Origin of the sequence: Rubripirellula tenax (assembly GCF_007860125.1) — a bacterium.
GTDB classification, from domain to species: Bacteria; Planctomycetota; Planctomycetia; order Pirellulales; family Pirellulaceae; genus Rubripirellula; species Rubripirellula tenax.
On record NZ_SJPW01000004.1, the window covers coordinates 422,163 to 443,148 of the forward strand.

17 protein-coding genes are annotated in these 20,986 nt (G+C 57.4%); 11 read left to right on the forward strand and 6 right to left on the reverse strand.

The features are described from left to right. Nucleotides 1–2: 2 nt before the first annotated feature. Entirely contained in the window at nucleotides 3–1,022 is a 1,020-nt protein-coding gene (locus Poly51_RS16105) for a DNA polymerase III subunit (protein WP_146458812.1), read from the forward strand. A gap of 18 nt (nucleotides 1,023–1,040) precedes the next feature. Here Poly51_RS16105 and Poly51_RS16110 read toward each other — a convergent pair whose 3' ends face one another. The 4 genes from Poly51_RS16110 to Poly51_RS16125 all read right to left on the reverse strand — a co-directional run bounded on the left by Poly51_RS16110 (nucleotide 1,041) and on the right by Poly51_RS16125 (nucleotide 4,280). Beyond that, complete coding sequence (locus Poly51_RS16110) at nucleotides 1,041–1,547, reverse strand: hypothetical protein (RefSeq protein ID WP_146458813.1); 507 nt, start codon at nucleotides 1,545–1,547, stop codon at nucleotides 1,041–1,043. Nucleotides 1,548–1,603: 56 nt separating this feature from the next. Continuing rightward, entirely contained in the window at nucleotides 1,604–2,752 is a 1,149-nt protein-coding gene (mqnC, locus tag Poly51_RS16115) for a cyclic dehypoxanthinyl futalosine synthase (protein WP_146458814.1), read from the reverse strand. Nucleotides 2,753–2,757: 5 nt separating this feature from the next. Then, a complete protein-coding gene (locus Poly51_RS16120) occupies nucleotides 2,758–3,543 on the reverse strand; it encodes a menaquinone biosynthetic enzyme MqnA/MqnD family protein (protein WP_146458815.1) in 786 nt (261 codons plus the stop codon). 77 nt (nucleotides 3,544–3,620) lie between these two features. Further along, on the reverse strand, nucleotides 3,621–4,280 hold the full coding sequence (locus Poly51_RS16125; protein ID WP_246114553.1) for an RluA family pseudouridine synthase: 660 nt from the start codon (nucleotides 4,278–4,280) through the stop codon (nucleotides 3,621–3,623). Between the two features lie 311 nt (nucleotides 4,281–4,591). Here Poly51_RS16125 and Poly51_RS16130 point away from each other — a divergent pair, with 311 nt between their 5' ends. From Poly51_RS16130 to Poly51_RS16170, 9 genes are all read left to right on the forward strand, one after another. Continuing rightward, nucleotides 4,592–5,287, forward strand: a complete 696-nt coding sequence (locus Poly51_RS16130) for a hypothetical protein (RefSeq protein ID WP_246114554.1) — start codon at nucleotides 4,592–4,594, stop codon at nucleotides 5,285–5,287. Nucleotides 5,288–5,328: 41 nt separating this feature from the next. Then, nucleotides 5,329–6,759 (forward strand): phytoene desaturase family protein, encoded by a 1,431-nt coding sequence (locus tag Poly51_RS16135; protein WP_146458816.1) that lies wholly within the window; start codon nucleotides 5,329–5,331, stop codon nucleotides 6,757–6,759. 41 nt (nucleotides 6,760–6,800) lie between these two features. Further along, nucleotides 6,801–7,622 carry a fumarylacetoacetate hydrolase family protein gene (locus tag Poly51_RS16140; RefSeq protein WP_146458817.1) on the forward strand — a complete coding sequence of 274 codons (822 nt, stop codon included), beginning with the start codon at nucleotides 6,801–6,803 and terminating at the stop codon, nucleotides 7,620–7,622. Nucleotides 7,623–7,799: 177 nt separating this feature from the next. After that, nucleotides 7,800–9,887, forward strand: a complete 2,088-nt coding sequence (locus tag Poly51_RS16145; protein WP_146458818.1) for an HlyD family efflux transporter periplasmic adaptor subunit — start codon at nucleotides 7,800–7,802, stop codon at nucleotides 9,885–9,887. Beyond that, the gene (locus Poly51_RS16150; protein WP_146458819.1) at nucleotides 9,884–10,822 is read left to right on the forward strand and encodes an HlyD family secretion protein; all 939 of its coding nucleotides are present in this window, start codon (nucleotides 9,884–9,886) and stop codon (nucleotides 10,820–10,822) included. The genes Poly51_RS16145 and Poly51_RS16150 overlap by 4 nt, the downstream gene beginning before the upstream one ends. A gap of 11 nt (nucleotides 10,823–10,833) precedes the next feature. Then, a complete protein-coding gene (locus tag Poly51_RS16155) occupies nucleotides 10,834–12,849 on the forward strand; it encodes an efflux RND transporter periplasmic adaptor subunit (protein ID WP_186775599.1) in 2,016 nt (671 codons plus the stop codon). Then, nucleotides 12,842–13,444: a peptide chain release factor family protein gene (locus Poly51_RS16160; protein ID WP_222435872.1), complete on the forward strand. Its 603-nt coding sequence runs from the start codon at nucleotides 12,842–12,844 to the stop codon at nucleotides 13,442–13,444. Before Poly51_RS16155 ends, Poly51_RS16160 begins: the two co-directional genes overlap by 8 nt. Nucleotides 13,445–13,568: 124 nt before the next feature. After that, a complete protein-coding gene (locus Poly51_RS16165) occupies nucleotides 13,569–15,878 on the forward strand; it encodes an FAD-dependent oxidoreductase (RefSeq protein ID WP_222435873.1) in 2,310 nt (769 codons plus the stop codon). Further along, nucleotides 15,875–17,521 carry an FMN-binding protein gene (locus Poly51_RS16170; protein ID WP_146458822.1) on the forward strand — a complete coding sequence of 549 codons (1,647 nt, stop codon included), beginning with the start codon at nucleotides 15,875–15,877 and terminating at the stop codon, nucleotides 17,519–17,521. The genes Poly51_RS16165 and Poly51_RS16170 overlap by 4 nt, the downstream gene beginning before the upstream one ends. Here the strand turns inward: Poly51_RS16170 and Poly51_RS16175 are convergent. Beyond that, the gene (locus tag Poly51_RS16175) at nucleotides 17,516–18,283 is read right to left on the reverse strand and encodes a (5-formylfuran-3-yl)methyl phosphate synthase (RefSeq protein WP_146458823.1); all 768 of its coding nucleotides are present in this window, start codon (nucleotides 18,281–18,283) and stop codon (nucleotides 17,516–17,518) included. The two genes, Poly51_RS16170 and Poly51_RS16175, sit on opposite strands and share 6 nt — an antisense overlap. A 115-nt stretch (nucleotides 18,284–18,398) precedes the next feature. Between Poly51_RS16175 and Poly51_RS16180 the strand changes: the two genes are divergently transcribed. Next, nucleotides 18,399–19,583 (forward strand): ribonuclease D, encoded by a 1,185-nt coding sequence (locus tag Poly51_RS16180; protein ID WP_146458824.1) that lies wholly within the window; start codon nucleotides 18,399–18,401, stop codon nucleotides 19,581–19,583. 32 nt (nucleotides 19,584–19,615) lie between these two features. On the opposite strand, the gene Poly51_RS16185 is transcribed toward Poly51_RS16180, so the two are convergent. Then, nucleotides 19,616–20,986, reverse strand: a complete 1,371-nt coding sequence (locus Poly51_RS16185) for a 2-oxo acid dehydrogenase subunit E2 (RefSeq protein WP_146458825.1) — start codon at nucleotides 20,984–20,986, stop codon at nucleotides 19,616–19,618.

The following is a 20,986-nucleotide window of genomic DNA, read 5'->3' on the forward strand; positions in this document are numbered from 1 at the left end:
TGATGACAAATTGGTCGACTTTGATCGGTCACGAAAAAGCGCAGCGATGGTTCGCCGCTGCGATCGGACAGAATCGACTCGGAGGCAGTTTTCTGTTGGTCGGTTCGCCGGGAATCGGCAAGCGGACGCTCGCCAACGTGTTGGCACGGACGCTCCTTTGTCAGGTTTCGAAACCGGACCAAATGACCCCCTGTGGAACGTGCCCGTCTTGTTTACAGGTCGAAGCCGGCACGCATCCCGACGTCGTTCGTGTTCGCAAACCGGATGACAAGAGTCTGATCCCCGTGGAGTTGCTGATCGGTTCACGCGAGGCTCGGATGCAGGAAGGTTTTTGTCGCGACATCCGCTTGCGTCCCAGCGTCGGCAATCGAAAAGTCGCGATCCTAGAAGACGCCGATTTTTTGAACGAGGAAGGCGCGAACTGCCTGCTGAAGACTTTGGAAGAACCGCCTTCGGCAGCCATCGTCCTGCTGATCGGCACCAGCGAACAGCGTCAATTGCCAACCATTCGGTCGCGATGCCAAATCTTGCGACTCGGTCCACTGTCCAACGAAGACGCCGCGCGATTGGTGCGTGACATTCACGGCGTTGAAGCGTCCGACGAAAGCATTGCCTCGGCCATCGACATTGCCGGTGGCGACATTGAAGTCGCGTTGAGACTCCTCAGCGGCGAGTCTGACAAACTTCGCGGCGCGCTGACCGCCCAACTGGATGCCGATTACCCGGACCCGGTCGGGCTGTCACGAATCATCTCGACGCACGTCGATGCCGCGGGCAAAGACGCGACCAAACGGCGGGGCGCGATGCGTGATGTATTTTCGATGTCCGTCCAGCACTATCGGCGGCAAATGCGAGCCGATGCACTTCGCGACTCGGTAGCACCCATCACGCTGAACCGCCTGGACCGCTGTGTTCGAGCGCTGCGCGAGGTGGATCGCAGTGCCAACCAAGCGACGCTGATCGAGTGCTTTGCCGCCGACATCGCCGCCGGGACGACAGGCGACCGCGGCGAGATCGGGTGATGCGATGGTGACGTTTGGCTAGAAACCCAACGCGTTACCGTCTTCGTCCAGAATCTGTGTCTTGATTTGCAAGAACCACTCGTTGCCGTTCTTTTTGACTTTCGCGTTAACATCGTAGGGCGTTTCGGCAACGAAATCACTCGCCAATTCGCCCGTGCCGCTCTGCAACGATTCTCGCATCAGTCGCAACACCGTGTGGTCGATATTGCTGTACCACGGATTGCTCTCGTGATCACTAAGCACCACTTCGAGCGCTTGATAGAGTTCGATTTCGGTCCAATCGCCGGGCGGTTTGATCTGCAACTGGGCTGACTTCTTCAAAGCGTTGCCCAGCTCCCAATTGGCCGAAAACGTCTTGTCCCCCAGTTGATGCTCGATCGAATAATTCGAACCGTGCTTGGCGCGAATGGTCGCCTGCAATTGCGATGCGGTCGAGGTATCGATGGGGCCTTCGACGACGGGAGGTTTGGACGCGGGCAGACAACCAAGCGAGAAAACAACCAACAACAAACAAATGCGTTTCATGATGGACAGATCCGGGCGAGTGAAAGTCGACAAGAAGCATCCAATATAGCGAACGACTAGACCGAAAGTTGCACCAACTCCTGAGGCGGATTGTGACACGCTTCGATGGCCTTGCGTTCCAGTTCGGGCGAAACGAGTTGGTAGAAAACGTCTCGCTGGCGAGCTTCAAAACCAAGCTCTTCGATCGCATCGCGAATCTGCTGGAGCGACAAATAGTGGACCGTCCCTGCTTCGGCGACAACGTTTTCTTCGATCATCAAACTACCCATATCGTTAGCGCCGAAGAGCATCGCCAATTGGCCGATCTTCAACCCCTGTGTTACCCAACTGCTTTGGATGCTGGGGACGTTGTCCAAATAGAGTCTCGAAACCGCTTGTGTCTTCAAGTACTCGAACGACCCGACGGCCGGCACATGCGAAAGGTCGGTGTTGTCGGGCTGGAATGTCCAGCAGATGAACGCGGTGAAACCACCGGTCTCGTCTTGAAGATCGCGAACTCTCTGGAGATGCTCGATTCGTTCGGCCAACGTTTCGACATGACCGAACATCATCGTCGCAGTGCTGATGCCGCCCAACTTGTGCCACACCCGCATGACGTTGAGCCAGTCGTCCGACATAACTTTGCCGCGAGTCAGTTCGTTGCGGACGCGGTCCACCAAAATCTCGGCGCCGCCACCTGGGATGCTGCCCAAACCGGCCGCTTTCAAACGCGTCAAAACTTCTTCAATCGATAGGTTGTTGACCTTGGTGAAGTGATGCAGTTCGGGCGGGCTGAAACCGTGAACATTCACGTCGGGGAACGACGACTTGATGTCACGCAACAGTTCTTCGTACCAGTCGAGTTTGAATTTCGGATGCAGTCCGCCTTGCATCAAGATTTGGTTCCCACCAACGGCAACCGTTTCTTCGACTTTCTTGAGCAGTTCCTCACGCGGCAGCACGTAGCCTTCGTCGCTTTTGGGACCACGATAGAACGCACAAAAATGGCAAACCGCGGTGCAGATGTTGGTGTAGTTGATGTTCCGATCGACGTTGTACGTGCGATACGGTTCGGGGTGCATCCGCCGCGAAACCTGGTCAGCCGCAGATCCGATCGCGGCCAAATCGTGGCTTTGCAATAGCTTCAAACCTTCGTCGGCCGAAATGCGTTCGCCCGCGATGGCTTTGTCCAAAATGGGCCGAATCGATGTATCTTTTGCGGTCATAGGAATCACGTCGAAGAAGTCAAATTTTTATCGGGAATCAATCCGATCGCGGTTGCTCGCGTGCGAAACGATTCGAGTCCATGTCGCTCGCCCGTACCAAGCCGGAAATACAAGTTCTCTGCGAAATAACGATGCAAGTCTTCTTTGGTCAGCCCGTGGGTCGCCGCATTGGCGGCGGCGATCGATTCAAGGTGCTTGATTCCCGAATCTCGGCTCGCTTCCAATATTTCGGCTAGGCCGGAAACATCAACGCCCGGTCGGGCCACCCACATCGCGAAGACGAACGGCAATTCGGTCCAACGACACCAACGATCACCCAAGTCCCAAATTTCTTGATAGACGCCGCGAGCCGGATGCATCGCCCGGTCGCCGATCAGCAAGATGGCATCCGCATCGACCTCTTCCGCCGATTGATCGATCCCCATCGGGACAGTGTCGGGGCGCAGTCCGTACATTTCGGCGAGCAACACCTGCACCATCGCGGCGCTGGTGCGGCTGCCTTCATCAAGCGCTAGAGTGCGGATTTTGGCCACCGGCACCCGGCTGAGCAAACGAACGCTCCAAACCGGTCCGCGGCAACCGATCGCGGCATCGGAAACGATCGAATAGTCATGCCCGCGGAAATACTCGACCGATGGGATCAGCGCGACATCAAGCCTTCCCGCTGCTAAATCAGCCGCCAAGCGACTGGGCAAATCCAGCGTCAGCGACCCTCGCGAGCCCAACTGGCTGGCAAGCGTGTGAATCAACGGTTTGGTGTTCAGGTAGGAAACTGCGCCGACGCGTAACATGGTGGAGCTCGAAAAAATAGCACGGCTGGTGCTGTGGGATGTTCGATTCACGGCGAAGGCACGCCGTGCCACTGTGACTAACCGAAGACGTCGGTCGAGGGCAACGCGGGACCGCGAACGGTTTTCAGCTTTCCGTTCTTGGGATCGTGAAACACGATCGATTCGGCTCTCAACATCAAACTCTCCGAGGTGGGACCGCCGTACAAATCGTCACCGACGATCGGATGGCCCCGGTGGGCCGCTTGAATCCTTAGCTGGTGCATCCGGCCGGTGTACGGATACATCCGCAACAAGGTTTGGTCCTTCGCCGCGTCATATCCAACGACTTCGATGCGAGTTTCGGCTTCCTTGGCGTCCAAGTCACCAGCGGAACAAACCTCGGCCTTCGGTTGATCAGGCAGTTTTCGAATGGAGTCGGTCCAAACGATGTCTTCGTCTGAGCCGCCGGATTCGATTTTTCCAGCCACGATGGCGGCGTACTGCTTGATGACTTTGCGGCTTGAGAATTGGTCCGATAACAACCGAGCCTCTTTCTTGCGAAGCGCGATCAGGACAACGCCGCCGACGTGTCGATCCAGCCGGTGGACAATCGCGAAATAGTCGCTGCGATCGGCGAGCTGGATTTTAAGTTGGCTCTCCAAGCTCTCGCCGCCAGGAGGCGCCTGAGTCGAAAGGCCAGGCGGTTTATCGACGGCGATCAGGTGACCACCGTCCCACAGGATGCTGATGTCTTGCAAAGGATTGATTGAAGGGATTGGAAGGAGAAGCGAAGAGCGTTTCAGGCTGATCTAGGAGCGTGATCGTCATGCCAGAAACGCATCCCGATAACCCGATTTTGAACTTGGATGAATCATGGGCCGACATTCAGTCAATCCTAACCCAAATATTCCCCCTGCGATACAATCCGCACATGACCCATCAGGGCGCTTCACTTTTTCAAAATGAATTGAGCCGAAAAATACAAGCACGACTCGCATGCGAGTGATTTTACGGCCATTTCAGGAATTCACTCGCTTGCGTTTCGTGCTTGTAAATATGCCTGTAAAAAATGATTCGCTCTGACATGACCCACACCGACTCGCCCCCGTCCGATCGAGGCTTTCAATTCAGCCTTCGCGAAACGCTGGGCTTGGTCACGATTGCAGTGCTGGTGGCCGGACTGATCACCGCGACGAAACGCTTGAGATCGGCCGAGCGAGAGCGCGACCTGTTGAGAAACGAAGTCGGCTACCTGACCCCCACCGATGCGGACCAAATCGCGGCTTCGCGAGCCCCCAGCGACCAGCCGTTGACCTATCGGGTCCGCGTGAGGGTGCCCGAGGCCAAAACGAAATTCCGACTCGCCTACAGCTCAATTTGGCCAGCGGGAGAATCGTCGCCCATGTGGTTCAGTGCCGTCCCCATTGTCGCAGGCGAATCGCTGGTGACGGTTCGAATCATGGAAGACCCCCGCGACGGACGTTGGAAAATTTCGACGATCGTTGGCACTTCGTCCGGCACCCGACGGATGGCGACGACACTGCCACCCGACCAAGTTCCCGTTTTTCGTGGCTCGCACGAAGTCCTCAGCACCGGGATTCCCCGCGGCGAAACGTTCGCCGCCGCAATATCTGAATCGATTCGCGTGCTGGACGAACGTTGGCTGGTCGGCGAGGGCAGCTTGTTGTTATACGGTGATAGGCCACCGGATGCGGACCAGCTTGGAATCTTCGCCGAGCTTCAACCCGACACCGGACCGTTGTAAGCTTGGCCCTTCGCCTTGACCCATTTTTGACTTGAGTTTCTATGCCACGCGATTTTTTGAAGGGTGCCGCCGACGAGTATGACGTCGTCGTGATCGGCAGCGGACTTGCCGGGATGACGTCGGCGAACATTCTGGGCCGGGCCGGTCATCGCGTCCTGCTGCTCGAACAACACTACAAGCTTGGCGGGCTGGCGACGTGGTTCCTTCGTCCCGGTGGCCACACGTTCGACATTTCGCTTCACGGTTTCCCCCACGGGATGATCAAGTCGTGTCGGCGCTACTGGAGCAAAGACATCGCCGATCGAATCGTCCAACTAACCAACATTCGATTCGACAATCCCCAGTTCTCGTTGACAACGACGTTCAACCGCGAAGACTTCACCAAGCTGTTGACTTCAAAGTTCGGAATCGAACATCAAACGGTAAGCGATTTTTTTGATACCGCGCGAGGAATGAACTTTTATGACGACCAAGAACTGACAACGCGGCAATTATTCGATCGCTTTTTTCCCGGTCGCGATGACGTTGTCCGTTTGCTGATGGAACCGATCACGTACGCCAACGGATCGACACTGGAAGACCCGGCCATCACCTACGGGATCGTGTTCAGCAACTTCATGAGCAAGGGCGTCTTCATCTATGAAGGCGGCACCGAAGACTTGGTCGCGCGGATGAAGAAAGAACTGACCTCCAACAACGTCGACATTCGCATCAATTGCCCCGTCGATCGCATTCATTTGAAAGACGGTCACGTCGCCGCGGTGGAAACCCAGGGTCGAAAGATCAAGTGCCGCGCCGTGGTCAGCAACGCGAACCTGCGGACGACCGTGCTGAAAATGATCGGCGCGGACGTACTCGATAAATCGTTCGTCGAAAAGACGCAGGCGGTACGGCTGAACAACAGCAGCACGCAAGTCTATATGGCGTTGAAACCGGGCGAGGAGATCGATGAATCGAGCGGCGATTTGTTTTTCACGAGCACGTCGAAAGAGTTCCGCACCGACTTGCTGCTTAGCCGCGATATCACCAGTCGCACGTTCAGCTTCTATTACCCACGCACGCGCCCGACCAAAAAAGAACGTTACGCTATCGTCAGCAGCACGAATGCGAATTGGTCCGATTGGTCCGATTTGAACGAGGCTGATTACGAAGCCAGCAAGGCGGACTTGGTTGAAACCACGATCGACGCGCTCGAAAAATACATCCCCGGTGTCCGCGACAAAATCGATCGCGCCGAGGCTGCGACGCCACGTACGTTCCATCACTACACGCTTCACGAATCGGGTGCCAGCTTCGGAACAAAATTCGAAGGGCTCGGCGTTAGCCGTGAACTCCCTTCGCAAGTCGGTGGTATGTACCACGCCGGCAGCGTCGGAATCATCATGAGCGGTTGGTTAGGCGCTATCAACTACGGCGTCATCGTCAGCAACGAAGTCGATCAACAGTTGGTCCGCGAAAGCTCGCAGGTCTAACGCACCAATATCACTCCCTCCTCCCACCACGAGCGGCCACGATGCCTACCTGCCGATACCTTACTGAAGATGGCAAGATCGAGTATGCGACTTTCAGCGAAGGAAAAATCTGTCCGCTGCCGCACCTGAACGACGGCAATTTTTTTGAACCGCGTGTTCCCGCCTACAGCTCTGATGAAACATGGCGCAACGCGCCACCGAATTTGCTACCGCCTACTCCGACACCCGAAAAAGTGATCTGCATCGGCTTGAACTACCGCGACCATGCGATCGAAACCGGTTCCGAAATTCCCTCCGAGCCCGTCGTCTTCAGCAAGTTCAATACGGCATTGGTCGGACACGGCGACACGATTCGGTTGCCCAAGGTTTCGGCGCAAGTCGACTACGAAGCTGAATTGGTTGTGGTGATCGGAAAGACGGCCAAGCATGTCTCGGGCGCCAACGCGATGGATTACGTCTACGGATATTCGTGTGGCCATGACGTTTCGGCACGCGATTGGCAAAAGGGTCGCCCCGGTGGCCAATGGTTGCTGGGGAAAACGTTCGACACGTTTGGGCCGGTGGGGCCGTGCGTCGTTACCTGTGCCGAATTGCCGGATGCGTCGAACGTCAACGTGCGAATGAAGCTGAATGATGAAACCGTACAAAACAGTACGACGGCGCAACTGATTTTCGATATCCCGACCTTGGTCGCTCACTTGTCAAACATTGTGACGCTCAAGCCCGGCGACTTGATCTTCACCGGGACACCGCCCGGCGTCGGGGCCGCACGCAATCCGCCAGTCTTCCTGAAGAACGGCGACGTTTGTAGCGTCGAAATCGAGGGAATTGGGGCGCTGACAAACAGATGCGAGCAAGAATAGCCGGCCACAGGCCGGTGCGCCGCGACTCCCTTCCCTCCTAGTGGGTGGCTTGATCCGCGAAACGACATTGCCGCCGGGTGTTCCGATTTGATATGGCTTTCAAGCAAGCGGTGGATTTTCCGTCGCACTATCTTGATTTCCCACTTCGGCCTTCGTGGCCAAGGTCATGTCATTTCTGTGAGTTCGGCGACCGCGAACCAGCCGTTTGTCTTCCAACCGTCGTCGGCACCTCCGTCGACTGGGAATGACGTCGTGGTTGATACGCGTCGCGAAATCGCCGAGATCGTTCGGGAAGTCGCAAATGCCGTTCGTAGCAATCGATCATCAACCGAATTTTTCTCGCTATTGGCCGACCGAACGCTGCGAGCGATGGCCGCCGAGGGCGTCGTGTTTTGGCGTCGAAGCGAACACACTGATTCACTGGCGTACCGCTGCGTTCATCGACTCGGCCGCGTCACGGATCAAACCTTACCGACTGCGTCCCGACCGGCGCACGAAAGGTTGCTCGTCGAGATCGGCCGAAGCGGTGCCCCCGCGGTTGTTCCGTCCACCCCGGGCGCCTCGGATCCCGATTTTCCATCGAATCCCGCCGACGTGCCGACTGCGCTGGTCCCCATTCACTGCGACGCTTCGCAATCGGACGCTGACTACCTGTTCCAAGTGTTCTTGGAACCTGGCGGCGGCGTCGCGACCCAAAGAGGCTACTTGAGATTCGTCGTCCAAATGGCCGACTTGGCGGGCGAGTACTTGCGAGCTGAACAGCTTCGCTCGCTGTTGGCTCGACAGCGGTTGGCAACACAAGTCGACGAAGCAACATCCAAGATGCACGCGCTCACGGGCGCCGAAGAATTGGCGGAATTCATTGCCGATTCGGCCGTCGATGTCTTCGGGTTTGATCGGGTCGGAATCGTCCGCCTGGATGGACCTTCGCCGAAACGAAGTCCGAGCTTGATTGCTGTTAGCCACGTTCCATCCATCGATCAGCGATCCAGCGCAGCGGACCAGGTGCGCCGCGCTGCGACGACGCCCGTCGATGCAGATGGTAGCCGTTGGTTTGATGCAGGATCCCAACCGCCACAAAAACAGAACGTCGAATCAAACTCAATTGTGGTTCGCGTTGTCGCCGGCCAACCCGATGACCACACCGGCAAGTACCGCATCGTCGGCCTATCACAAACGAAGAAAGAGTCTTTGGACGTCGACGCGATTCGCGACTCGGTCACGCGTTTTGCCACACACTGTGATTTAGCTATGCAGAACGTGGTGCGAACGGAACAGTCGAGTTCACGATGGCTTCCAAAGTTCATTTCGGCGGATCGGACATCAACATCGGTCCGACGCGCATTCAAGGTCGGTGGCGTTTGTTTAGTACTTGCGACCGTGGCGGCGATCCCGGTGCCCCTAGTCGTCGATGCACCGGCAATCGTGCGTCCGGCCGATTCGCAAATGGTTTGTGCGACGCGCGACGCGGTTGTCCAGTCCATTGCCGTTGCCCATGGTCAAGCGGTGAAGCGGGGGCAAGTGCTATTGACGATGTCGGACCCATCACTCGATGACCAGATCCTGGCACTCGATGGAAATCTGGCTGTGTTAAGCGAAAAACGAAATCGTTTGAACGACGCGATGATGAAAGTATCCGTGTCGGGACAAGATCGGGCGCAAAGTATTCAGAACGAACGCCTGATCGTCAGCGGCGAAATTCAATCGATAACGGACCAGCGCGATGCACTTCGGCGGACGAGGGAGTCGTTGGCGGTTCATGCCGATCGCGACGGAATCGTCGACGCTTGGCAGGTCGAATCGCGATTACAATCTCGCCCCGTCAATCGTGGAGACGGGTTGATGCGCGTGATTGCCGCCGATTCGGGATGGATCGTCGAAGCACGCGTACCCCAGAACCGAATCGCCCAACTGAAACCCTTGCTCGAAAATTCATCCGCCATCGACCGTGCCCATGTCTCGTTCGACTCCGATCCCGGGCATGTGATCGCCGCATCGCTGATACAGTTGGGACCATCCGTTGTCGCAGAGAATGATCCGCTGCCCGCTACGGCAGCAATGCTGCGTTTGGAAGACGTTGCCAGCGACGAAATCCGAAACCAGACGACTTGCGGTGACGTCGCCGGCGCACCCGCGCGAGTCATGTTCAAGTGTGGCTATCGACCCATAGTCTACGTGATGTTTCAAGACTTGATTCATTCGATTAGAAGCACCGCATCGCTTTACTTTTTCGGTCATCGAACAAACACGGGAGATGCGGCATGATGTGGACTATCCGCAGACTATTTGTCGGAATCACACTGGCGACGTCAACCATCGCGTCCGGCGGTGAGGCACAAATCAATGTCGACGAATGCGTTGTACGGTTTGCAAGCGAGGTAAATGTTCCTGCGCTCGAAACCGGTTCGGTTGCCCGAATGAATGTGAAACTGAACGACGCGATCGACGCGGGCGCTCCCATCGCGTCTCTTGACGATCGATCGATGTTGATTCTTCGGCAAGCTGCTTCACGTCGATTGGAATTGGCGAAGTCGATTGCCGTTGACGATGTCGAAATTCGTTATGCCGAAGTCGCGATGCAGGAAGCGGAAGCCGAACTGGAAACCAGTCGATCGATACAGAACGACGTGCGAGGTGCGATTCCGCTGACCCAGATTCGTCGCTTACGATTGGCTGTTGAACGCGCAAAGCTCGAAATATCGCAGGCAGAAAAGCGAAAGCAACAGGCTCAAACGGAAAGCGAACTTCGCCAAACCGATTTGTCGTTGATCGACGAACAGCTCCGCAACCTACACGCCGATAGTCCCATCAGCGGCATCGTATTGAGTCTTTTTCATTCCGCGGGCGAGTGGGTCGCGAAAGGCGAAACGATTGCAACGGTCGGCCAAGTCGATCGGCTTCACATTCATGCCTTGGTCGACAGTCAGCAAATCGCACCGGGACAATGCAAGGGATTGCCTGTCAGTGTCCGCTGGAACGATGCGGCAACCGGCGAATTGGTTTCCTTGCGAGGTAGCGTTCTGTCGGTCGACCCACAGTTGCTGCCCAACAGAGTGTTCCGCCTGCACGCCGAGATCATCAATCAAAAACGAGACGACGCATCAGGTGGATGGCTGTTGTTGCCGGGCACGGATGTCCGAATGACGATCTATACGCCGACATCGGTGACACACCAAACGCCCCGGTCAACCGTTCGGTGAGAACCGCTTGCATGAACGATCATACTGTTTCGTCGTCCCGCCCCTCGATGCGCGACTTACGCGCCGACTTGACGGCTGTTCCCGTCTCGTCATCGCGAAGCGGCATGTGGATGGTGGTTGACGCGATCGCCGGACGAATAACCCGCGTGTCGAACGAACTCTGGCAATCGCTCCAGCAAGGCGATGCGACTGCCCTACAGTGGCAGCAGGCTCGCAGTGCTGGATGGACTCGACAACGCAGGCAGACGCAACGAACCCCGTTCTCGCCACTTGCCGTTCGCATTCCACTGGGATCGCTCGACGCAATTGCGAATCGGCTTGCACCGTGGACGGGATGGGTGTTTGGTCGCCTTGCCGTTTGGGGATGGTGTCTAGCAATCACCGCGGCACTATTGATGGTGATCGGACGTAGTTCGCAAGTCGCAGCATCGGCAAGTTCGTTGGGCGCATTCTTATCGCAAACACATCCACTTGTTTTGGCGTTCTGGTTTGTGGTCACCAAAGCGGTACACGAATTAGCGCACGCGATCATGTGCCGACGCATCGGATATCAAGCCGGTGAATGCGGTGTGCTGATGCTATGCGGGATGCCATGTCCCTATTGCGACGTATCGGATTCGGTACGTGAACCGTCGCCATGGCGGCGGATGTCCGTCATGTTGGCGGGCATCTATGTCGAGTGGATCATTGCTACGATTGCAACGTTCGTTTGGATCGGTTCACGGAATCCGAGTACAGCTTGGCATGCATTTCACTTGATGTTGGTGTGTGGGATCAGCACATTGGTTTTTAACGCCAATCCATTGATGCGATACGACGGTTACTTTGTGTTGTCCGATTTGGTGGGCAGCGTTCACCTGCGAAGCGAATCACGATCGGCCTTTCGCGGAATTGTGACTGCACGAATCGCGGGCCGGGGTTTCGCGTCGCGAGTAACGCCGACGATACGATCGGTCTTACTGGCTGCCTATCATGTTGCATCGACGATCTATCGGTGCGTTGTGTTGTTTGCAATTGCAGCGATGCTGTTGATCGCGGCCGAGTACCTACATTTGGAATCCGCGATCATTGTTTTGATGGCCGTGGTCGCGATAGCGTTGGTTTTTAAACAGCTTCGATCGATGGCGATGGCAATGGGCGGGAAGGGCGATTGGTCGGGAGTGTCAGGAATCCGCCGGGCGATGCTTGGTGCGACTGCGCTGTTGATTGGAATCGCCGTGTTCTTGATTCCGCTGCCTCGATACCAGACGGCCAGGGGCACGCTTGACGCAGCACTCGCCGACACGGTTTATTTGCCTCATGACGCGTTGGTCGATCTAGTTCCGGTGACCTGGGGCCAATACGTCAAGGCTGGGGAAACGATCGTTCGACTGCGTGACGAAGCGAATGAAATCGAAATGACAAAGGTGGCGGGACGCCTAAGCGTCGCGCGATTGCGAAGCCAGTTGTCGCGGCGGGTAACGATGGATCGCGGCGACGAAGCAGGCGATTGGGAAACGTTCGAAGCTGGACGCCAAGGGCTTCAAACGCGTTTAGCATCACTGAACGATCGCGCCGCCACGCTGGAATTGCGAGCCAAGGTCAACGGTGTGGTCTTGCCACCGAAATCAACGCTATCTACCCCATCGCAGGGCGGCATCACGACGCCAGCCGATCGTCGTGGAACGTTTGCGAGTTCCCAGCAGGCGTGGTGTCGAATTTCGACGGATGGGTTGCTGCATGCCGTGCTTGCGGTGGACGCACGCGACCGGAATCAAATTCGACTCGGATCACCAGTGCGGATAGCGGTTTCCGCCATGCCCGGACAAGTCTTTGAGTCGGTCGTCGAAAGTGTTTCGCCTATCCAGTCGGATTCACGTTCGTTGATACAGCGAGCCGGATATGAGGTACTATGTCCGCTAGAGCGATTTCCACCGACCGACGTGTTGTCGGTCTTGGGCGCCCAATGTCGGGCAACGGTTCGATTGCCTAATCGAACCATGGCTTCGTCCGTCTGGTCAGGATGCAAAGAATGGTTCGGTGAATAGTCGATCCGACGACCCGAAGGGTTCCAAACCGGAACCTTCGATTGCTTCACCGGACCAACGGATGCCGCTCCGCTCCGTTGACCCAAACCATCCCGCGTTGTTGGATGATGCAACGTTGTTGGGGCAATGCGACTTGCGTTTCCAGCGTCGCGGCGGTCCGGGCGGTCAGCATCGCAACAAGACGAGTTCGGGTGTGTTCTTGCATCACGAACCTACCGATATCACGGCCGAAGCGACCGAACGCAGAAGCCAAGCCGACAATCGTTCCGTGGCACTGTCGCGACTGCGTTTTCGGTTGGCGATGGAGCTGCGCGGTGCTTCGATTTGGGATGCCCAACCGACCGGAATGGCGAAAGAGCTGAGGGCAACGTACCGTGGCCACCCGCTGAAATTTCGTGACTCGCACCCCTATCGGCCGGCCGTGATGTCGTTGTTAATCGATGACTTGCACGCGGCCGGAGGACAACCCAGCGCGGTATCGAAGGAATGGTCGGTATCGACGACCAGCATCGTCAACCTCTTGAAGTCGCATCCGCCCGCGATCACGCTGATCAATTCGATCAGGGCGTACCACGGTCGCCCGCCACTACGGTAATTCAACCGTCCAGGGACTCAGCGGGCAATTCCAGCGATGGATTCTGGCTACAATCGGAGCCGGTTTCCGCCACAGAGCGTTGTTTGACGCGACTTGGCTACCCAATTCGATAACCACCTTTGCAATGGTCGCTGATATGTTTCGGTTTTTCAGTCTCTTCGTTGTCATGTTCGCCGCGGTAGCGGCATCACCGGCCGCGGAAGTGTTTGTCGAAGCAGAAAGTTTTGATGATCACGGCGGGTGGAATTTGGACACTCAGTTCATCCAACAAATGGGATCGCCTTATCTGATTGCACACGGATTGGGCAACCCGATTGCCGATGCGTCGACGACGGCATCCGTGCCAGAAAATGGTACTTATCACGTTTGGGTTCGCACGATCGACTGGGTAGCCCGATGGGGGGCAAAACCGTCGCCGGGCCAGTTCAAGTTGCTCATCAACGGCAAACCGCTCGAAAACACGCTCGGCACCGAAGGTGCAAGTTGGTCATGGCAGAACGGTGGCGAAGTGTCGCTACGGGCCGGCCAAGTCGAATTGGAACTGCACGACTTGACGGGCTTTGACGGAAGGTGCGATTGCATTTACCTGACGACGGACGCGGACGGCAAGCCGCCGACCGATGAAGTGGAATTGGCGGCATGGCGGCGCGAGCAACTCCATCTTCCAAAAGAACCGCAAACCAAAGGCCCTTATGACCTGGTCGTCATCGGCGGCGGATATGCGGGCATGGGTTCGGCCATTTCGGCGGCCCGCATGGGTTGCCGCGTGGCTCTCGTTCAAGATCGCCCCGTACTTGGCGGCAATGGGTCCAGCGAAGTGCGAGTCTGGGCGATGGGCAACATTCGTCGCGGCAAGTATCCGCGCATCGGCGAGATCATCGAAGAGTTCGCCGACAAAGCATCAAAGTCACCGGGCACGTACGAAGAATTTGGCGATGCGTTGAAGGAGCAAGTGGTTCGCGCCGAGCCGAACATCGACCTTCTGCTCAACCACCATGCAACGGCCGTGGAAATGGATGGCTCGAAAATCGTTGCGGTTTCCGCGATGGATACGCGCAGCGGCGGTGAAGTCAAAATCATTGGCGATTACTTCGTCGACTGCACCGGACACGGATGGGTCGGCCATTGGGCGAAGGCTGATCTGGACATGACGGATGCGGGACGGATGGGCATGAGCAATATGTGGGCTTGGGACGAATTGGATTCACCAACATCGTTTCCCGAGACACCATGGGCGCTCGACTTGAACATGGAAGACTTCCCCTACCCCCGCGACCACCACGGCCAATGGTTTTGGGAGAGTGGTTTTGACAAAGACGCAATCGGTGGCGCCGAAGCCATCCGCGATTGGAATTTACGAGCCGTGTACGGTGCATTCAACGCGATGAAGAACGGCGATGGGGCCGAAGATCACAAGTCCGCGGTCCTGACTTGGGTCGCTTTCGTCGGTGGGCCTCGCGAGAGTCGGCGACTGATGGGTGACGTAGTGCTTACCGAAGAAGACATTGTCAGCAAGAGAGATTTTCCCGACGGGTGTGTGCCCAGCACTTGGTCGATCGATCTGCACTATCCGAAGAAGGAGTACGCAGACAAGTTTCCGGACAATCCGTTCATCTCGGTTGCCGTTCACGATCGCCGCGTGGATAAATCGTATGGGTATCCGGTTCCCTATCGATGTTTCTACAGCCGCAACATCGACAACTTGTTCATGGCCGGTCGCGACATCAGCGTCACGCACCAAGCGCTGGGTACCGTTCGCGTGATGAAGACATGCGGCATGATGGGCGAAGTCGTCGGCAAGGCCGCGTCGCTTTGTGCGTTGAACGATTGCTCGCCGCGCGACGTTTACGAAAAACACTTGGGCGATCTGCTTGCGTTGTTGGAGTTGCCCGGTAAGGCGCGTCGCAGCACCCCGTCCGATGAAATTATGATTCCCGATGATGCGTTGCCCTTGGCTGGTCCGAACGGTCCGCCCACGGGACACAATCCGGCAAAGCTAGAAGGCACGGTTGTCGATGATTCCCGCGCGGTGTTAACGGGAAAATGGACCGATGGCACCGGACTGAAAGGATATGTCGGCGACGGCTATCGTTATGCATCGGGCAAATCGGATGCGACCGCCGAGTTCACGCTTCCGCCGCCGAAGACCGGAAATTACGAACTGCGATACTTCACCAAAGCGCACGCCAACCGTTCGTCGAATACGAAAATCACCGTGACCCAAGGTGATTGGAAGCGAACGTACGAACTGGATCAACAAACGCCGCGCGAAGCGGATTGGACGGTCGTAGGTACGATCAGCGCGCGAGTTGGGGTGCCCGTCCAGGTGCTCGTGGACTGCAAGACTGCCAATGGAACCGTTCACATCGACGCGATTTCGCTGGTCGAGATGTCGGTTGAGAAGTCGTCCAAGAAGTCAGTCGAGGCAAAGTGAAATCGGCCTCTGCGTCAAACCAGCGATGGAGACGATTCACGCACCCGGTTCGGTTGGCATCGGTGGTGGCGCTGCTGTGGCTGATTCCCTCGCCGGCATCAAAACCGATTGACGCTACCGACCCGCCACGCCTGGCCGAAATCCGGGCGATGCTGGGTGATGCGGGGATCTTGGTCGGTGACGTCGATGCGAACGGAATGTGGCAGTTGAAAGATGGGTCTGGCGCGAGTCACGGGTCGCTGGCGCGGACACTACCGGCCGCCAAAAAGATCGTCGGATACCGCGGGCCGACCGAGGCGATGATGGTGTTCGACGCCGACTTGCAGATCACAGCGGTCGGGTTGCTGCACAGCGCCGACACGACCGAGCATGTCGATGCGGTGCGCGCCTCGGCGGATTTTTTTCGTCAGTTTATTGGGTGGGGTTGGGGAGGCCGCGGCAGCGAGAATCGTATCGATGGCGTCTCGGGCGCGACACTGACGTCGATGGCGCTTGCCCAGGGGATTGTCAAACGTATTGGTGGCGACCGGCCTTCGTTGATTTTTCCTGACGACGTTTCGGATGCCGAGCGGGCGAAGTGGTCGGACGATTCGGACAGTTCACAAGACTTGGTTCGCACGGGACCGTACACCGACAACATCATCGGGTATCAAGGACCGACAGAACTGTTGATGACATTGGATGCCGATCAGCGAGTCGTTTCGATGGGAATCCGCACGTCGTTCGATAACGAACCGTACGTCGACTATGTCCGAACCGAACGCAGTTTTTGGAAACGGTTCACCGGCCGAACGATCGACGATCTGGCGACGATGGATCCGATGGCCGAGGGCATCGAAGGAGTCTCTGGCGCGACCATGACCAGCCTGGCCGTCGCCGACACCGTTGTCGCGGCAGCGAACGAAATAGTACAGCGAGGCGCTGACGAAAGTTCGGACGCAACCGCGGTCGCGGTGCGATGGACAATCGCCGACGTGATCACCATCGCCACCATCTTGGCCGCGGCGCTGTTTCGCCGTCTGCAATGGTTTCGATCGACAGTCGGTCGGAAAGTTTGGTTGCTCTCGGTCTTGATCGTGATCGGACTTTGGGCGGGGAATCTAATTTCCATGGCGTTGATCGCCGGTTGGTCGGCTCAAGGGATTGCATGGCGGTTGGCCCCGGGACTGGCGTCGATCGTTGTCGTTGCTTTCTTGGTTCCACCGCTGACCAAAGCGAATCCTTACTGCAACCACCTGTGTCCGCATGGGGCGCTGCAGCAATTGGTCAAGCCAACGCCAAAGTCACGGCGTCGCGTTTCGTTCCCGGTTGGGCTTACACGATGGATGCGGCGGTTACCGGGGTTGACGTTGGTAGCCGGCTACTTGGCACTGATCGCTTCACCATCGATCGACCTAGCATCGTGGGAACCGTTTCACGCGTATCTGTTTCGCATCGCCGGTTGGAGCTCAATTGCCTTCGCCCTGATGACGCTGGCGGCATCGTCGTTCATTCCGATGGCGTATTGCCGAATGGGGTGCCCGACGGGGCGGTTGATTGACTACGTTCGGCTTAGTGCGACGAGCCATCGTTTCCAACGCTCGGACGCCATCGTGGTCGCAATGTTGATCGTCGCCGTTGCCGCGTCGGTAAGCCGGTTATAGGAATGAGCGGAAAGTATCGGCCCAACATTGCATCTTTTGTCGGCACAGGCTGCTGGTTCGGTCGCCGGAACAGACATCACCGCGAACACCGATGCAGTCGGGGTGAACATTGGATTGGTTCAGTTTCTCGACGTCGGCGTGGCGGATCGATCCGGCGAGCGCCCACCAAAGGCCAAAATCTCGGGCGATTGCCGAAATCTCGGTCAACCGATCGATCGATAAATGATCGAGCGTCGACCGCCCGTCTTTGGTGAACGTGTCGATCAAACAGCGATTCAAGCCGGCCCGTTTCGCCGTTTCAAAAACAGATTCGGGGGCAATCGATTCGGCGGCATGGTGATCGGCATACGCGACCGCGACCAATTCGACCTTCGTCGGCAAACGGTCGCGAACGTCTTCCCACATTTGGGTCAATCGCTGAGGGCTGTGGCATCCACTCGGTCCAGCCTTGGCAAAATCGAAGGTGGCGGGCAATCGGCTGGCGACCCTGCGGGCTTGGTCGGGTTCGCCCAATGCGGCAGACAACTTTGGTTTTGCGTGGATCATCGCTTCAACGATCGTGACCGTTTCGAGCCACAATTCGACGGGTGAAGGCGCAAGCGGGCCGTTGCGTGGCTCCTTCAGATCCAAAATATCGATCGGATACTCGAACGCGATGCGAACTTCATCGAGACTTCGCAAACTGACCAACCATTGCCGTGAGACAGATTCAACGGGGGGCTTAAAGCCTGCTGGATCACTAAAAGTACCCTGGTTTGTCATGTTTGGTGACCGCCGCGAAGCATTTGATGTCAAAGTGGATAGGCGAGTGCCACGGTGGCAGGTAAAGTCGGAGCAGTTCCCAACATGATCGATCCCTTACCCAGCAAGCGTAACGTTGAAATACGAGTCCATAAATACGGTCGTCCAGCTCGAGCAGTTCTGTGACGAGATCGCCGCATTCGATCGGATCGGTTTCGACACGGAGTTCGTTTCGGAAGACACCTACCGGCCGCTGTTGTGCTTGATTCAAGTCGTCGCAGGTGATCGCTTAGCAATTATCGATCCGATGACCGTTGAAGATACCCGGCCGTTTTGGGATCTGTTGACCGAACCCGGCCGAACGGTCATCGCCCACGCGGCTCGAGAAGAAGCCCGATTCTGTTTCCGATTTACCGGAAAGCCGATCGCCGGCCTTTTCGACACGCAACTTGCCGCCGGCTTTGTCGGTATTGAGTTTCCCGCGTCGTTGGGGACCCTGGTCCAACGGCTGGTCGGGAAAACGCTCCCCAAGGGCGAGACTCGCACGAATTGGGTTCGCCGGCCGCTGACGGCGGACCAAATAACCTATGCGTTACATGACGTCACGGATCTGTTCGAGATGCACGACCAGCTTTCGTCGATGGCGAAAAAGCTGAATCGTGCGGGTTGGCTGGATGAAGAAACCGGCATCTTTCAGCAGAAGGTCATGGACGGCGAGACTCGCGAGAATTGGCGTCGCGTCAGTGGGGCGTCCGGCTTGAATCCGCGACAACTCGAAGCCGTTCGTCAGATTTGGCTGTGGCGAGAAGAACGCGCGAAAGAGCTTGATCGATTGCCGAAGCGAATCCTGCGAGACGACTTGTTGGTCGAACTGGCACGAAAGGGTTCGTCGGACGTGCAACGGATTCGCGGCATTCGCGGCATGGAACGACGCGGGTTCAATGACCAATACGACGCCATCGCGGCCGCCGTCCAGCGATCGTTGGATACACCCGATGCTGACTTGCCACGTCGACCGCGAGGCACACGGCGGGCGGTTTCGCCGATGCTGAGCCAGTTTCTGTCGACATCGATCGCGTGCATCAGTCGCCAGCATAAATTGGCGCCCTCGATTGTCGGCAACGCCGATGACGTCCGCGAGTTGCTCGGGTACGAGCTGGACCGCCGTGACAACGACGCCGAACCGTCGCTGTTGAAGGGTTGGCGCGGCGAGATCGTGGGAAAGACGTTCCGCCGGATCCTGGCGGGCGAGCTTGCGATTCGCGTCGCCGACGTCAACGAGACTCAGCCGCTCGAATTCATCGAAGCGGCAAACGGTTGAATTCGCGGGAAGGCATTCCCGCAGAACTTTCTCTAAAGCGCCAACAGCAATCGGCTAGGTGCTTCCAAGTATCCGATGATGTCGTTCAAGAAACGAGCCGCCGTTCCTCCGTCGACCAAGCGGTGGTCGTAGGAAAGGCTAAGCGGCATCATCAAACGCGGCTTGATCGAATCATCGGGCATCACAACGGGCAACTTGCGGCTACGTCCGACCAACAGGATCGCGACTTCCGGAACGTTGACGATCGGCGTCGAGTATTGTCCGCCGATCGCACCCAAGTTGCTGATCGTGAATGATCCGCCCTTCAAGTCGTTCATTCCGAAATTACCGCCGCGGACCTTGCCGGCCATTTCGGCAAGCGAGCGAGTGATTGCCGGAACGCCCATTCGATCGGTGTCCGACATGACCGGCACGACCAAACCGCGATCGGTATCCACGGCGATTCCGATGTTCACATAGTCTTTGTAGATGATCTGCTCGTTCGCTTCGTCGATGACGGCGTTCATCGACGGGTGATGACGCAGCGCCGTTGCGACGGCTTTGATCAAGAACGGCATCGTGGTCAGTTTCAGACCCTGAGCGGCGTAGTCGTCCTTGCTGGATTGACGCAGTCGTTCCAGATCAGTGATGTCGGCGTCGTCGAAGTTTGTGACGCGAGGAACTTGCGACCACGAAGCGTGCATTTGACGCGAGATCGTCTTGCGGATCTTGCTCATACGTTCAACGCGAATCGGGCCGAAATCGTCGTTCTCGGCCGTGCCGGGAAGCCCCGGCGTTGCCGTGCGAGGTGCTGCCGACTTTGGGGCGGCAGCGCCGGCTTTCGCCGATTGGCTAGTGGCGCGAACAACGGCAAGGATATCTTCGCGGCTGATCCGTCCCGCGTCGCCCGAGCCTTGGACGTTGGCTAGGTCCACGCCGACTTCACGAGCAAATCGTCGCACGGCCGGACCGGCCGGAATCGCGCCCGATGCCGAAACGACTTCGGTGTGTTCGGGCGCGGGTGTCGGAGGTGCTTGTGGCGCCGGAGCAGCTTGCTGTGCGGGTGCGGGAGTCGGCGCCGGTTTGGGAGCCTCGGCCTTGGGCGGCTGGGGAGCCGGTGCTGGTTTGGGAGCCTCTGCCTTGGCAGGTTCAGGCGTCGACGGCGCGGCCGGGGGTGCCGCCGAACCAGCAGCCGCTTCGACTTCGATCAGCACGCCACCAATGGGCACCGTTTCGCCTTCTTTCACCGTGATCTTGGTGACTTTGCCGCCGTGGGAAGCGGGAACGGCAACGGTCGCCTTGTCGGTTTCCATCTCGACGATGTCATCGCCTTCTTTGATGACGTCGCCGACGGAGACGAAAATTTCGAGGACGTCGCCGGATTCGATGCCGTCGCCGAGTTCGGGAAGTTTGACTTCGGTCAT

Coding starts and splice junctions, on each gene's coding strand:
- Poly51_RS16175 (WP_146458823.1), bottom strand. CDS start 18,283: ATGACAAACCAGGGTACTTTTAGTGATCCAGCAGGCTTTAAGCCCCCC.
- Poly51_RS16155 (WP_186775599.1), top strand. CDS start 10,834: ATGAACGATCATACTGTTTCGTCGTCCCGCCCCTCGATGCGCGACTTA.
- Poly51_RS16105 (WP_146458812.1), top strand. CDS start 3: ATGACAAATTGGTCGACTTTGATCGGTCACGAAAAAGCGCAGCGATGG.
- Poly51_RS16120 (WP_146458815.1), bottom strand. CDS start 3,543: ATGTTACGCGTCGGCGCAGTTTCCTACCTGAACACCAAACCGTTGATT.
- Poly51_RS16185 (WP_146458825.1), bottom strand. CDS start 20,986: ATGACCGAAGTCAAACTTCCCGAACTCGGCGACGGCATCGAATCCGGC.
- Poly51_RS16140 (WP_146458817.1), top strand. CDS start 6,801: ATGCCTACCTGCCGATACCTTACTGAAGATGGCAAGATCGAGTATGCG.
- Poly51_RS16130 (WP_246114554.1), top strand. CDS start 4,592: ATGATTCGCTCTGACATGACCCACACCGACTCGCCCCCGTCCGATCGA.
- Poly51_RS16110 (WP_146458813.1), bottom strand. CDS start 1,547: ATGAAACGCATTTGTTTGTTGTTGGTTGTTTTCTCGCTTGGTTGTCTG.
- Poly51_RS16150 (WP_146458819.1), top strand. CDS start 9,884: ATGATGTGGACTATCCGCAGACTATTTGTCGGAATCACACTGGCGACG.
- Poly51_RS16135 (WP_146458816.1), top strand. CDS start 5,329: ATGCCACGCGATTTTTTGAAGGGTGCCGCCGACGAGTATGACGTCGTC.
- mqnC (WP_146458814.1), bottom strand. CDS start 2,752: ATGACCGCAAAAGATACATCGATTCGGCCCATTTTGGACAAAGCCATC.
- Poly51_RS16165 (WP_222435873.1), top strand. CDS start 13,569: ATGGTCGCTGATATGTTTCGGTTTTTCAGTCTCTTCGTTGTCATGTTC.